The organism is Streptomyces sp. NPDC096013 (genome assembly GCF_044763565.1).
Classification (GTDB): Bacteria; Actinomycetota; Actinomycetes; order Streptomycetales; family Streptomycetaceae; genus Streptomyces.
Genome location: NZ_JBIWGK010000009.1, coordinates 23,622 through 37,143, shown reverse-complemented (window position 1 = coordinate 37,143; position 13,522 = coordinate 23,622). Strand labels below are relative to the sequence as shown.

The 13,522-nt window shown below is 71.2% G+C and carries 11 protein-coding genes; 8 read left to right on the top strand and 3 right to left on the bottom strand.

Annotated elements, in window-relative coordinates; all coding sequences use genetic code 11:
* Positions 1–171: 171 nt before the first annotated feature.
* Together ACIRB1_RS27970 and lon are read left to right on the top strand one after the other, a co-directional pair.
* Positions 172–1,125 (top strand): rhomboid-like protein, encoded by a 954-nt coding sequence (locus tag ACIRB1_RS27970; RefSeq protein ID WP_403467417.1) that lies wholly within the window; start codon positions 172–174, stop codon positions 1,123–1,125.
* A gap of 439 nt (positions 1,126–1,564) precedes the next feature.
* On the top strand, positions 1,565–3,982 hold the full coding sequence (gene lon, locus ACIRB1_RS27965) for an endopeptidase La (RefSeq protein WP_352180646.1): 2,418 nt from the start codon (positions 1,565–1,567) through the stop codon (positions 3,980–3,982).
* A gap of 64 nt (positions 3,983–4,046) precedes the next feature.
* On the opposite strand, the gene ACIRB1_RS27960 is transcribed toward lon, so the two are convergent.
* Positions 4,047–4,865 (bottom strand): lysozyme, encoded by an 819-nt coding sequence (locus ACIRB1_RS27960; RefSeq protein ID WP_403467416.1) that lies wholly within the window; start codon positions 4,863–4,865, stop codon positions 4,047–4,049.
* Between the two features lie 217 nt (positions 4,866–5,082).
* Here ACIRB1_RS27960 and ACIRB1_RS27955 point away from each other — a divergent pair, with 217 nt between their 5' ends.
* Positions 5,083–5,628 (top strand): MarR family winged helix-turn-helix transcriptional regulator, encoded by a 546-nt coding sequence (locus ACIRB1_RS27955; RefSeq protein WP_403467415.1) that lies wholly within the window; start codon positions 5,083–5,085, stop codon positions 5,626–5,628.
* An 18-nt stretch (positions 5,629–5,646) separates the two neighbouring features.
* Here ACIRB1_RS27955 and ACIRB1_RS27950 read toward each other — a convergent pair whose 3' ends face one another.
* Positions 5,647–6,435, bottom strand: a complete 789-nt coding sequence (locus ACIRB1_RS27950) for a protein phosphatase 2C domain-containing protein (RefSeq protein ID WP_403467414.1) — start codon at positions 6,433–6,435, stop codon at positions 5,647–5,649.
* 341 nt (positions 6,436–6,776) lie between these two features.
* Between ACIRB1_RS27950 and ACIRB1_RS27945 the strand changes: the two genes are divergently transcribed.
* The 5 genes from ACIRB1_RS27945 to ACIRB1_RS27925 are packed head-to-tail and all read left to right on the top strand — an operon-like array spanning position 6,777 to position 12,314.
* Positions 6,777–9,506: a nitrate- and nitrite sensing domain-containing protein gene (locus ACIRB1_RS27945; protein ID WP_403467413.1), complete on the top strand. Its 2,730-nt coding sequence runs from the start codon at positions 6,777–6,779 to the stop codon at positions 9,504–9,506.
* Positions 9,503–10,006, top strand: coding sequence for a roadblock/LC7 domain-containing protein (locus ACIRB1_RS27940; protein ID WP_352180641.1), 504 nt, complete (start codon positions 9,503–9,505; stop codon positions 10,004–10,006). The genes ACIRB1_RS27945 and ACIRB1_RS27940 overlap by 4 nt, the downstream gene beginning before the upstream one ends.
* Complete coding sequence (locus ACIRB1_RS27935; protein ID WP_019058213.1) at positions 10,003–10,413, top strand: DUF742 domain-containing protein; 411 nt, start codon at positions 10,003–10,005, stop codon at positions 10,411–10,413. The genes ACIRB1_RS27940 and ACIRB1_RS27935 overlap by 4 nt, the downstream gene beginning before the upstream one ends.
* Positions 10,394–11,035: a GTP-binding protein gene (locus ACIRB1_RS27930; protein WP_403467412.1), complete on the top strand. Its 642-nt coding sequence runs from the start codon at positions 10,394–10,396 to the stop codon at positions 11,033–11,035. The genes ACIRB1_RS27935 and ACIRB1_RS27930 overlap by 20 nt, the downstream gene beginning before the upstream one ends.
* A gap of 25 nt (positions 11,036–11,060) precedes the next feature.
* Positions 11,061–12,314 carry a styrene monooxygenase/indole monooxygenase family protein gene (locus ACIRB1_RS27925; protein ID WP_352180639.1) on the top strand — a complete coding sequence of 418 codons (1,254 nt, stop codon included), beginning with the start codon at positions 11,061–11,063 and terminating at the stop codon, positions 12,312–12,314.
* An 81-nt stretch (positions 12,315–12,395) separates the two neighbouring features.
* Here the strand turns inward: ACIRB1_RS27925 and ACIRB1_RS27920 are convergent, their stop codons facing one another.
* Positions 12,396–13,460, bottom strand: a complete 1,065-nt coding sequence (locus ACIRB1_RS27920; RefSeq protein WP_352180638.1) for an NlpC/P60 family protein — start codon at positions 13,458–13,460, stop codon at positions 12,396–12,398.
* Positions 13,461–13,522 lie beyond the last annotated feature (62 nt).

The window sequence follows — 13,522 nt, the reverse complement described above, 5'->3', positions numbered from 1 at the left end:
GGATTGGGCAGCCGAATTAACCCGAGGCGGGCTCGTCCGTGTGCAAGGTGATGGGGGACGCGTCAGAAGGCTTTCAGGTTGCTGTGAATCGGCCCTCGCGTGGCGTCGGTCATAGACAGCGACAGGTGGGACGACGAAGGGTGGGCGTTGAACCGGAAGGAGCGCCCCACCGTGGAACGGATCGCGACGGCCGACACCCAGGCCTCCGCCACGCCTCCGGGCGGGCCCCTGGCCGCTGAATCCGGGTCGGCCTCGCCCCTGGACCCCGGGTTGCTGGACGGGCTGCCGAGACAGCGGGAAGTGCCGGACGGCGTAGGGGAGTTGGGCTTCGTGACTCCGGCCGTGGCGACGGCGCTCGCCGCGGGCCCGGTGGCGGTGTCGGCCTCCGCGTCGACCCCGGCCGTCCCCGCCGAGTACGCGTCACGGATCTTCCCCGCCCTCACCGCGCTGCGCGGCGTCCGCCCCTGGCGACTCCTGCCGACGCCCACCGGGACGCCGTTCACCTTCTGCTACGGCGTGCTGCTCGTCGTCTCCTCCCTGGTCGCGCAGTACGCGGGACCCGCGCTCGTGGGCCGGTTGCACCAGGCGTCCAGCACGGACGTCACCCACCTCCTCCGCGATCCGTTCCTCGTGCTGGTCGCGAGCGCGCTGTGGATCGTGGGCGGGATGGTGTCGCCGTACGCCTTCCTCTTCCTGCTGGTGCTGACCGCGCTGGAACGGCGGATCGGCGGGGTGCGGACCGCCGGGGTGTTCCTCTTCGGCCACATCGTCGCCACCCTCGCGACCGAGGGGACCGTGGGCATCGCGGTGTGGGCGGGTCACCTGCCCGCCAGCTCCCTGCACCGCCTCGACTACGGCATCAGCTTCGGCGTCGCCACGAGCATAGGAGCCCTCGCCGGCCTCCTCCGGCCCTGGCTCGGCCTCCCGATGATCGCCCTCTTCGGCTGGACCCTGATCCAGGACCTCCTCGCCTTCACCGACCCCATGACGGACTGGGGCCACCTGATCTCCCTGACGATAGGCATCGCGACCTGGCCGCTGATGCGCCGCTGGGCCCGGGCGGCACAGCTGACACGGGCGGCAAGGACGGCTGGGGCGGGGCGGGTTGAGGTCGCGCGGGTCTGACCACCCGCCGAGTCGGGCACGTTCAGCCTCTTCCTTGTCCCGGGCTGCCAAGTCGCCGCCCCCGCCGGGCGGTTGATCCGGTGACCGCGTACGCCTGAGGTGCACGTACGCCTGAGGTGTCGGCGACGCGGTCGCGTCGTCGAGGGCGCCGCTCCGGTCCGCCGCGGTGCCGTTGCCGAAGGGACCGGCATCCAAGGTGCCCCTGCGCCTCCCGTGATCGTGATCGTGATCGTGATCGTGGTGGCGTCACGTCCGGGCCCCCGGCCGTCCCCTCAGCGCACTCCGTTCCCCGGGAAGCCCCCGCCCCCTTTCCGTGTTGACCAGCACGGAGTCCGGGGCGCGTCGCCTGATCGCTCACGGCGAACAACCGGTGGGGAACAATCGAGGACGCCCGAGCATTGAGTCGGCATAGCTCAACTTGACTGCCTAAGGGGAGATCATGGCTTCGACGTCCACACCGCTCACCCTGCCCGTGCTGCCGCTCGACGACGAGGTCGTGCTGCCCGGAATGGTGGTTCCGCTGGACCTGAACGACACCGATGTACGCGCCGCCGTGGAGGCCGCCCAGGCCGCCGCGCGGTCCGAGCCCGGAAAGCCCAAGGTCCTGCTGGTGCCACGCATCGACGGGACATACGCCGGCACCGGCGTGCTCGGCACCATCGAGCAGGTCGGCCGACTGGCCGACGGCGACCCGGGTGCGCTGATCCGCGGCCGTAGCCGCGTGAAGATCGGGGCCGGGACCACCGGTCCTGGTGCCGCGCTCTGGGTCGAGGGCACCGCGCTCGACGAGAGCCTGCCCGAACCCGTGCCCGGCTCCGTTTCCGAGCTGGTGAAGGAGTACAAGGCGCTGGCCACCGCGTGGCTGCGCAAGCGTGGGGCCTGGCAGGTCGTCGACCGGGTGCAGGCCATTGATGACGTGTCCACACTTGCCGACAATTCCGGTTACTCGCCCTTCCTGACCACCGAGCAGAAGATCGAGCTGCTGGAGACCGCCGACCCGGTGGCCCGGCTCAAGCTCGCCACCCAGCACCTCCGCGACCACCTCGCCGAGCAGGACGTCGCCGAGACCATCGCCAAGGACGTGCAGGAAGGCGTCGACAAGCAGCAGCGGGAGTTCCTGCTCCGCCGCCAGCTCGAAGCCGTCCGCAAGGAACTCCGTGAGCTGAACGGCGACACGAGCGACGGCGAGGAGTCCGACGACTACCGTGCCCGCGTCGAGGCCGCCGACCTGCCCGAGAAGGTCCGCGAGGCCGCGCTCAAGGAGGTCGAGAAGCTGGAGCGCTCCTCCGACCAGTCGCCCGAGGGCTCGTGGATCAGGACCTGGCTGGACACCGTCCTCGAACTGCCGTGGAACGAGCGCACCCAGGACGAGTACGACATCCAGGGCGCCAAGGCGATCCTCGACGCCGAGCACGCGGGCTTGGAGGACGTGAAGGAGCGCATCACCGAGTACCTGGCCGTGCGCAAGCGCCGCGCCGAGCGGGGCCTGGGTGTCGTCGGCGGCCGGCGCGGCGGTGCCGTGCTCGCCCTCGTCGGTCCGCCCGGCGTCGGCAAGACCTCCCTCGGCGAGTCCGTCGCGCACGCGATGGGCCGCAAGTTCGTCCGCGTCGCCCTCGGCGGTGTCCGGGACGAGGCCGAGATCCGCGGTCACCGGCGTACGTACGTCGGCGCCCTCCCGGGTCGTGTCGTCCGCGCGATCAAAGAGGCCGGGTCCATGAACCCGGTGGTCCTGCTCGACGAGATCGACAAGGTGGGGTCCGACTACCGGGGCGACCCGGCGGCGGCTCTGCTCGAAGTGCTCGACCCCGCGCAGAACCACACCTTCCGCGACCACTACCTGGAGGTCGAACTCGACCTGAGCGATGTGGTGTTCCTGGCGACGGCCAACGTGCTCGAAGCCATCCCGGAGGCGCTGCTCGACCGGATGGAGCTGGTCCGGCTCGACGGCTACACCGAGGACGAGAAGGTCGTCATCGCCCGTGACCACCTGCTCCCGCGCCAGCTGGAGCGGGCGGGCCTCAAGGACGACGAGGTCGTCATCGACGAGGGCGCGCTGCGCAAGCTCGCCGGTGAGTACACCCGCGAGGCGGGCGTCCGCACCCTGGAGCGCTCGATCGCCCGGCTGCTCCGCAAGATCGCGGCGCAGCACGAACTGGGCGAGCGGAAGCTGCCGTTCACGGTGACCGACGCCGACCTGCGCGGCCTCATCGGACGGCCGCACCACGTGCCCGAGTCCGCCCAGGACCCGGCCGAGCGCCGCACCGCGGTGCCCGGTGTCGCCACCGGCCTCGCGGTCACCGGCGCGGGCGGTGACGTCCTCTACGTCGAGGCGTCGCTGGCCGACCCGGAGACGGGCGCGGCGGGGCTGACCCTGACCGGTCAGCTGGGTGACGTGATGAAGGAGAGCGCGCAGATCGCCCTGTCCTTCCTCCGCTCGCACGGCGCCGAACTGGAGCTGCCCGTGGGCGACCTGAAGGACCGGGGCGTGCACATCCACTTCCCGGCGGGTTCGGTGCCGAAGGACGGCCCGAGCGCGGGTGTCACGATGACGACCGCCCTGGCGTCGCTGCTCAGCGGCCGACTGGTCCGTACGGACGTGGCGATGACGGGTGAGGTCTCCCTGACCGGTCGGGTCCTCCCGATCGGCGGCGTGAAGCAGAAGCTGCTCGCCGCGCACCAGGCCGGGGTCACCACCGTGATCATCCCGAAGCGCAACGAGCCCGACCTGGACGACGTCCCGGCCGAGGTCCTGGACAAGCTCGACGTCCACGCGGTGACGGACGTCCGCCAGGTCCTGGAGCTGGCGCTGTCGCCGGCCACGAACGGCGCGACGCCGGAGGTTCCGGTGGCGGCGTGACGGACGCCCACCGGTAGGTGAAGGCCCGGGTCCCTTCAAGGGGGGCCCGGGCCTTCGCCGTACGTCAGCCGTTGGCGAGCGCGACCACCCGGTCCAGCGCGCCGTTGAACTTGTCGTGGTCCCCGACCGTCGGCCCGGACGACGTGTACTGCCACATCGTGTAGAAGCCCCATCCGGCCGGCAGCGTCCCCGGGTCCGAGGCGTACCGGGCGATCCACAGCGGATGGGCCGAGGCGAACGCGCTGGAGTTGCCGGTGCAGTCGCTCCACCAGCTCGTCGCCGTGTAGATCACCGCGTCACGGCCGGTGCGGGACCTGTACGTGGAGAGGAAGTCGGAGATCCAGCCCACCATCGAAGCCGCCGACTTGCCGTAGCAGGACGCGCCGTACGGGTTCCACTCGATGTCGAGGACTCCGGGGAGGGTGCGGCCGTCCTTGGACCAGCCGCCGCCGTGGTCGACGAAGTAGTTGGCCTGGGTGGCGCCGCTCGTCGTGTCCGGGGTCGCGAAGTGGTACGCCCCGCGGATCATGCCGACGCCGTAGGAGCCGTTGTACTGCTGGGCGAAGTACGGGTTCGTGTAGTACGTCCCCTCGGTCGCCTTCGTGTAGGCCCACTTGACCCCGCTGCTCCACAGGGTCGACCAGGTGGCGTTGCCCTGGTAGGCGCTGACGTCGACGCCCTCCGTCTGGGTGGCGTCACCGCCGGTCGGGGTGCCGTCCTGGCCGTCGTGCGCCAGGACGCCGATGCCGAGGTAGGCGGAGCCGCGGGCGGGGACGGTGGCGGCGCCGGCCGGGTGGGCGAGGGCCGCGAGCAGGATTCCGGAGAGGGCGAGGGCGAGGGTGAGGTGGCGCGGGCGTGGCGTTCGGGGTCTGTGCACGGGCATGGCGTGCCTCCGAGGGCGCGGTGGGGGGAGTGCGGAGAGGGAGCCTTGAATGTGGCGTGGCCATGCCATGAACTACCTGGTAAGGAAGCTACGCACCGAGAAGACCGCGTGGGAAGGGGGTCCGGACGCTGCCGTTGGTCTAGCCCTGCGAAATACTGGCGGAGCTGCGGCGATGACGGTGTTTGGCGGAAACTTTCACAAGCGGGAAAGCGGACCAATGGGTGCTGACGTGCACAGGGGCGAGAACAGGAACGGCGACCGGCCCTCCGGAGGCGGTGACCGGCCGGCCGGGGACGGCGAGGCGGTGGCCGCGGACGCCGGCGAGCCCGTCGCGGACCACGAATACCTCTCCCTGGAACGCGAGTTGACGTTCCTCCTGCGCCGGGCACGGGCCAACCAGGGAGAGATGGCCCGCGAGGTCCACCCCGACCTGGAGTCCGCCGCGTACGGCCTGCTGGTCCGGCTGGAGGAGTACGGCCGGCAGCGGGCCACCGAGCTGGCCGCCTACATCGGCGTCGGCAAGGCCACCATGTCCCGCCAGCTGCGCGCCCTGGAGGACCTCGGCCTGATCGCCCGCGAGCCCGACCCGGCGGACGGCCGCGCCTGGCTGGTCGACCTCACGGACGAGGGCCGCCGCCGGGTCACCCACGTCCGCGAGGCCCGGCGCGCCCGCTACGTCACCCAGCTCTCCCACTGGGACCGCCAGGAGGTCGCCGAACTGGCCCGCCTGCTGCACCAGTTGAACGGCGTCATCGGCAAGTAGCGGGGCCGGGGCCGGCGTTCACCACTCGACGTACACGACCGTCGCGTCGTCGTGCGTCTTGCTCCGCCGCAGATACGCCCGCTCCTGCGCGTCGGCCCGCTCCAGCGCCCGCACCCGGCCGACCAGCTCCGCCGCCCCGTCCTTCCGTACGAGCGCGAGGCAGTCCGCCCAGTCGCCCTCGCCGAACTTCTCCACCCACCGCGTCGCCCCGTCCGTCAGGGCGGCGAGGGCGCGGACCTCGGCGCGGGGGAGCGACCCCGTCACCGCGCGGTCCGCGACCGACGGATCGGCGGCGGCGGTGAAGAAGCCGCCCTCCTTGTTGCGGAGCGTGGTGTCGATCACGGCGTCCGTCGCGAGAGCGGAGCGCGGGAGGCGGGACAGCCGGTCGTCGAGTACGGCGGTCACCTCACCGGACGGGGTTTCGGCCAGCAGCGCCGAGTCCGAGAGGACCAGGTATTCGATCTCCGCCGGCGACCAGCGGGCCAGCACCACGGTTGCCTGTGGGGTGCGCGGGTGAGAAAGGTCACAGGTGGTGGCATGGGCCTCAGCTGTTCGGACGATCGCCCGGGAGAGAATCTCCGCCAGGGTCAGATCCCGGCAGGAAACGGTCAGTTCGGTCAGCGCGCCCCCCAGGCGGGCGGTGTACCAGGGGACCGAATGCAGACAGCCCGTCTCGCCTCTCGGCGGGGTGACTCCGTCCAGGACGATCAGCGAACCGCCCTGTCCCGAGGCTGGCAGACCGACGCTCGCGAAGTCCTCGTTGGGGCGGCCCGGGTCGCCGGGTTCCGACACAAGTTCCGTACGCATTCGGCCAGTCTGCACGACCTCTTCACAGGCTTCGCAAAAAGTTGGCACGCACGGTCGAATGGGTGCACTCGTGCAGGTCAGGCGCCTGCTTTGGGAGGGAATGGATCACTCCGGGAATGCGTGGCGGCGAATCCTGCCAAAGCCCGCCGCTCACGTCCAACCGGCCCGGCGCGCGGGCCTCTTGGACGGCCCGCCGGAACTTGCCCGCCAACTCCCGTCCGGGGTTCACTCCTTCGGGTGGCGGCCCGGACGATGCGCGACCGCTGCCTACCGGCACTGGGAGGGTCGCCGTACCGGAGTGACGGAGCGTCACCCGGGCCCATGGGTATCACGAGTCAGGAATGCGAGCACCGGTGCAGAAAAAGCGGCCGCGGCGAACAGGCGAGCAGACGGCCCCCCTGGGGGGCGCCACCGGTGCCGCCGTGCCCGACCCCGCGGGCAAGGGACGCCGTACCCACGTCCGCAACCGGCTCATCATCGCGGTGGCCGTCGTGGCCGCCGCCATCGCGGCGGCCGGTGTCCCCTCCCTGATCACCGCCTCGGGCCGGCTGAGCGACTCCCAGGACCTGGTGACGCTCGCCGGGCAGACCCAGGACGCGCTGTCGCTGGCCCACTCCCTCGCCGACGAGCGGGACGAGGTCACCTCGTACATCGCCGCCGGGCGTCCCAAGTCCCAGGCCCCCGCCGAGGACCGCAGCGCCCGCGTCGACCGCCAGGTCGAGGAACTCCGCGCCGACACCGACATCCCGGCCGCGCTCCGCTCGGACCTCGACGACGTCGCCGCCGTACGGCGGGCCGCGCTCACCGGCAAGAGCAGCGCGCTGGAGGCGCACGACGCGTACTCCGGTGCCATCACCGAACTGCACCGGCTGGCCGAGCAGTTGGCCGAGAAGATGCCGCCGCGGGCCGGCTCCGGCGCCTACGCGCTCGCCGAACTCGACGCCGCCGTCCAACAGGCCGCCGCCACCCGCGGGTTGCTCCTCGCCGCCCTGAACGTGCCGTCGACCACCGAGACGGTCATCAGCCCGATCTCCGGCCTGCCGGTCACCCAGGCCACCTCCACGAAGGCCCAGACCAAGGAGCGCGACGCCCTCAGCGCCGCCGCCCAGCAGGCCCGGGTGCGCTCCGACGCCGCCCTCGCCGACTTCCGCGAGACCGCCACGAAGGACGCCGTCGCGGGCTACGACTCCACCGTCACCGGGTCCGAGGTCAACTCCGCCGAGAAGTACCTCACCTCCCTCACCGCCCAACCCACGCTGTCCGACGACCAGTTGGACACCAGCACCAAGAAGCTCGACGCGGCGCTCTCCGCCCGGGTCGACCTGATGCGCGGCGAGGAGTCCGCGCTCTACGTCGACCGCGCCAAGGACCTCGCCCAGCTCCGCGACGACGACGTCAAGGCGCTGGAACTGCGCATCGCGATCCTCGGCGCCCTCATGCTGCTCGCCGTGGGCATCGCCACCGCCATGGCCCGCACCCTCACCCGTCCGCTCTCGGTCCTGCGCCGGGGCTCGACGCGGCTGGCCGAGGCCGAGGACCCGGCGGCCGAGGAGCCCATCAAGTTCACCGGCCGCAACGACGAGTTCGCCCAGGTCGTCCGCTCGGTCAACGCCCTGCACGCGCACGCCGCCGCCCTCCACGAGCGCATCGCGACCCTGGAGGCCGACCGCAAGCACCTCGTCGGCCAGCGCCAGAAGATGGCCGACGCCCGCGAGGAACTCCGCGCCGAAGTCACCGACTCCGCGCAACAGTTGGAGCGGCTGCGCACCAGCATCGGCGGCACCTTCGTCAACCTCGCGCTGCGCACGCTGGGCCTCGTCGAGCGCCAGCTCGCCGTCATCGAGGGCCTGGAGGAGCGCGAGCAGGACCCCGACCGCCTCTCCACCCTCTTCAAGCTCGACCACTTCGCCACGGTGATGCGCCGCCACAGCGAGAACCTCCTCGTCCTCGCCGGCACCGAGCACGTCCAACAGCACGCGGGTCCGGTCCCGTTGGTGGACGTGGTCCGCGCGGCGGTCAGCGAGATCGAGCGCTACGAACGCGTCCGCATCTCGGCACTGCCCCCGCACGCGCACGTGGCGGGCTACGCGGCCGACGACATCAGCCACCTCCTCGCGGAGCTGATGGAGAACGCCACCTCGTTCTCCCCGCCGGACGCCCCCGTCGAGATCGCCGGCTGGCTCCTGGAGAACGGCGAGGTCATGCTCTCCGTCCAGGACGAGGGCATCGGCATGACCGCCACCCGCATGACCAGCCTCAACGCCCGCCTCACCGAGTTCGACCCGGACTCCCCCTACGACCAGGAGGGCGAGGAGGGCCTCGGTCTCGGCCTGTACGTGGTGGCCCGGCTGGCCCACCGCCACGGCGTCCGCGTCCAGCTCCGCGACCAGAAGCAGGGCGGCATCGCGGCGGTGGTGGTCCTCCCCAGCCCGCTCCTCCCCGCGGCCCCCACGTCAGCGGTCCCCTCCGCCACCCCGCTCTCCACCGGCGACACCCACTCCTACTCCCTCCCGGGTGCCACCGCGGAGTCCAACTCCAACGTCCTGCACGGCCGTTCGGACCACCAGGACCCGCTGGTCGCCCTGGCGGAGCAGGCGGTGCGGGAGACGCCGCCGGAGACCCCGTCGGAAATGACGATGGAACTCCTGCTGCCCCTGGCGGCGGAGGAGCCGAAAGCCGCCGAGGGCGCGAAGTCCCCCCAGGGACCACCCGCACCCGACGACGAAAGCCGCACGGGTGGCACGGTCGGGAACGAATCCACGTCCGACGGCGAAGCCGAGGCCGAGCACACCCGAGCCGAGGAGGACCCTGTCACCGACAAGGGCCTCCCCAAACGCACCCCCAAGCTCACCCAGCCCGCCCAGGCCCCACGCCAGCGGACCGGCACGGTCGACGCCGACGCCCTCCGCCGCAGACTGGGCGGCTTCCGCGCGGGAGCCTCCGCGGGCTACCGCGACGTAGAGGCGGAGATCGCCGAGCAGACCGGCCAGAATCCGGTCCCGGCGCCGCGCAGCGCGACCGAACGATCCGAGGAACCAACGGGGGGCACCGTCGAGGAGGCAAGCAGTTGACCGCGCCCAGTACCTTCGGACTGAGCAGTGAAGCCCGCAACCTGCACTGGCTGCTGAGCAACCTCGTCGAGGAGGTGCCCGGCATCCAGTCGGTCGCGGTCGTCTCCTCCGACGGGCTGCTGCTCCTGTCCTCCGATCCGGGTAGGAACACGGAGGCCAGGGAGGCCGTGGAGACCAAGCGCTCGGGCCCGCGAGGCTCGGCCGCCGACCTCGCCACCATCGTCTCCGGCATCGGCAGCCTCACCATCGGCGCCGCGAAGCTGATGGACTCCGGCCCGGTGAAGCACACCATGGTCGCGATGGAGGAGGGCAGCCTCTTCGTGATGTCGATCAGCGACGGTTCGCTGCTCGGCGTGCACGGCTCCGCGGACTGCGACATGAGCGTCGTGGCGTACCACATGGCGCTCTTCGTCGGCCGCGCCGGCCATGTCCTGACGCCCGAACTCCGCAGTGAGCTACGGAAATCCCTTGAGGACGCGACCACCGGGAGTGCGCGATGAGCCGTACGCCCAACAAACTCCCGGTGCGCGGCGGCGAGCGCAAACCCGCCCGGGTACGCCCCTACTCGCTCACCGGCGGCCGTACCCGATTCGGCCATGTCCTCCTCGTGGAGACCTTCGTGGCGGCGCTCGAAGCCCCGGAGGAGCGCAAGGAGTTGACGAACGGTTCCCTCAACACCCGGGTCATGCCGGAGATGCGGGCCATCGTCGAACTCTGCCGCCGTATGCGCACGGTGGCCGAGATCGCCGCGCTGCTGAAGATGCCGCTCGGTGTGGTCCGCGTGCTCCTGAGCGATCTCGCCGACCAGGGAAAGATCCGTGTGTACGGAACCGGAACCGCTCACGGTACGGGCCGTCCTGACCGCGCTCTGCTGGAAAAGGTGCTGAGTGGACTCCGTCGTCTCTGACGCCGCCGCCTACGGCGTCTCCCCGCTCCTCGACGAAGAGGAGCAGCTGCGGCCCTGGCAGCAGGACCGTACGCGCGCGCCCGTCGCCACGAAGATCGTGGTGGCCGGCGGCTTCGGCGTCGGCAAGACCACCATGGTCGGCGCCGTCTCCGAGATCCAGCCCCTCCAGACGGAGGCGCTGATGACCGAGGCCAGCGAGGAGACCGACGACCTCACGGGCACCCCGGACAAGGTGACCACCACGGTCGCCATGGACTACGGCCGTCTCACGCTCGACGACGACCTGGTGCTCTATCTCTTCGGTACGCCGGGGCAGCAGCGGTTCTGGTTCATGTGGGACGACCTGGTGCGCGGTGCGATCGGCGCCGTCGTGCTGGCCGACACCCGCCGCCTCAAGGACTGTTTCCCCGCGCTGGACTACTTCGAGAGCTGCGGGCTGCCGTACGTCGTCGCGGTCAACCACTTCGCGGGCAGCGAGCGGTTCGACCCGGAGGACGTGCGGGAGGCCCTGACGATCCCCGCGCACGTACCTGTCATGATCATGGATGCGCGGCAGCGGATTTCGGCCATCGAGACCCTGTTGGCGCTCGTCGCCCACGCGCTGGACGTCACCCCTGAGTAGTCGCGACCAAGGAGCCACCACCCGTATGCGGAAGATACTCGTCGTCGGAGCCGGTCAGTCCGGGCTCCAACTCGCCCTCGGACTCCAGTCGCACGGGTACGAGGTCACCCTGATGTCCAACCGGACGGCGGACGAGATCCGCTCCGGGCGGGTCATGTCGACGCAGTGCATGTTCACCACGGCGCTTCAGCACGAGCGCGATCTCCAGCTGAACTTCTGGGAGTCCCAGGCCCCGAAGATCGCGGGACTCGGCGTCTCGGTCGCCGCCCCCGGTTCGCACGACCCGGGTCCGACGCAGCGCGCGATCGACTGGGTGGGCACGCTCGACGGGTACGCGCAGTCGGTCGACCAGCGGGTGAAGATGGCCGGCTGGATGGAGACGTTCGCCCAGCGCGGCGGCCAACTGGTCATCCACGGCGCGGCAGTCGGCGACCTCGACTACTTCTCCCGTACGTACGACCTCGTGCTGGTGTCGGCGGGCAAGGGCGAGCTGGTCTCGATGTTCGCCCGCGACCCCGAGCGGTCCCCGTACACCGAGCCGCAGCGGGCGCTGGCGGTCTCCTACGTCCACGGTCTGGGCCCGCGCCCGGAGCACCCCGAGTTCGAGGCGGTCCGCTGCAACCTGGTGCCCGGCGTCGGCGAGTTGTTCGTCATGCCGACGCTCACCACGTCGGGCCGCGCGGACATCCTGTTCTGGGAGGGCATACCCGGCGGACCGGTGGACGCCTTCCACGGCATCAAGGACCCGGCGCAGCACCTCTCCCTGACCCTGGAACTCATGGAGAAGTTCACGCCGTGGGAGTACGAGCGGGCGCGGGGCGTCGAACTCACCGATGCGGGCGGGACGCTGGCGGGGCGGTACGCGCCCACCGTCCGCAACCCCGTGGGACAACTCCCGGGTGGCGGGCTGGTGCTGGGCGTCGCGGACGTCGTCGTCGCCAATGACCCGATCACCGGGCAGGGGTCCAACTCCGCGTCCAAGTGCGCCGCTTCCTATCTCGCCTCGATCCTTGAGCACGGGGAGAAGGAGTTCGACGGGGACTGGATGACGGCCACGTTCGAGCGGTACTGGCAGACCGCGCAGCACGTCACCAAGTGGACCAACGCGATGCTGTCCCCGCCGCCGGAGCACATTCTCAACCTCATCGGGGCGGCCGGGCAGTTGCAGCCGGTGGCGGACCGGTTCGCCAATGGGTTCGACAATCCCGCCGACTTCGAGAACTTCTTCTATGAGCCGGAGAAGACCGGGGCGTACCTGGCTTCTGTCGCCGGGTCCTAGTCGCCGCCGGGGGTGCGGGGAAGGGGCGGTCAACGGTTCGGCGTGGCCTGTCGTGCCCACGCGGCGGAGCCGCACAATGTCTCAGCCCCGCGCCCCCTTGGGGCGCTCGTCCGGACGTACGGCTCCCAGGATCGGGTAGGTCGCGATCGGGGAGACCTGGATCTTCTCGCCTGTTCTGGGGGCCTGCACCACTTTCCCGTCTCCCAGGTACAGGGCCACATGGGTCGCCTTGGGGAAGTAGACGACCAGGTCGCCCGGACGCAGGTGCTTCAGGGGGACTTTGGGCAGGGTGGCCCACTGTTCCTGGCTCGTCCTGGGGATGGGGGTGCCCGCGTGGGCCCAGGCCTGGGAGGTCAGGCCGGAGCAGTCGTAGGTCTTCGGGCCCTCCGCGCCCCACTCGTACGGTTTGCCGATCTGCTGGACGGCGTAGCGCAGGGCGCGGTCCCCGGCTCGGGAGGGCTCGCGGTTGTCGTCGCCCAGGGCGCCTGAAGTGACCAGTTTCCGCTGGGCCTTGTCGACACCGGTCTTCTCGAAGTCGGCGAGGGCGGTGAGTTGGTCGGGGGTGAGGGCGGTGAGGAGTCTCTCGACGTCGGCCAGGCGCTGCCGGACCTCGTCGCGCTCCTTCATCTGCCGGGCGGCCAGGGTGAGTTGACCGTCCAGGGCCTTGCGGGCCGCGCGGGCCAGGCCGTCGCTCTTCTTCTCGGTGCCGGCCAGCCGGCCGATCGTCTCGGCCCGTTCGCGCGCCAACTGCCCGATGACATGGCCCTCGTCGAGCGCGTGCTGCGGATCGCGGGCGAGCAGCAGGCGGACGTAGGGGGAGATGGCGGTGCTGTTCTGGTACTGCTCCCGGGCCAGCCGGCCCGCGGCGCCCCGGCTGTCCTGGAGGGAGAGGCGGGCGCGGGTCAGCGCGGAGTCGAGCCGGTCCACCTCGGCGCGCTGCTTCTTCAGCTTCTCCTCGGTGGCGTTGTACGTCTCCGTGGCCTGTTCGACATCCTGGTAGAGGGACTGAAGGTCCGTCAGGAGTTCGGCGACAGGGCGCTGTCCGGGCGCCGGGGGTTCGGGCACGGCAGCGGCGGGCAGCGGCGCGAGAACGGTGCAGGCCGCCACCGTTGCCGTGCAGACCAGACGCAGAAGCCTTCCTGACACGTCATCACCTCCGGTGCGCGGCGGGCCTTCCGCCCCGCACCGTGAGCATCAGCCGGGGTCGG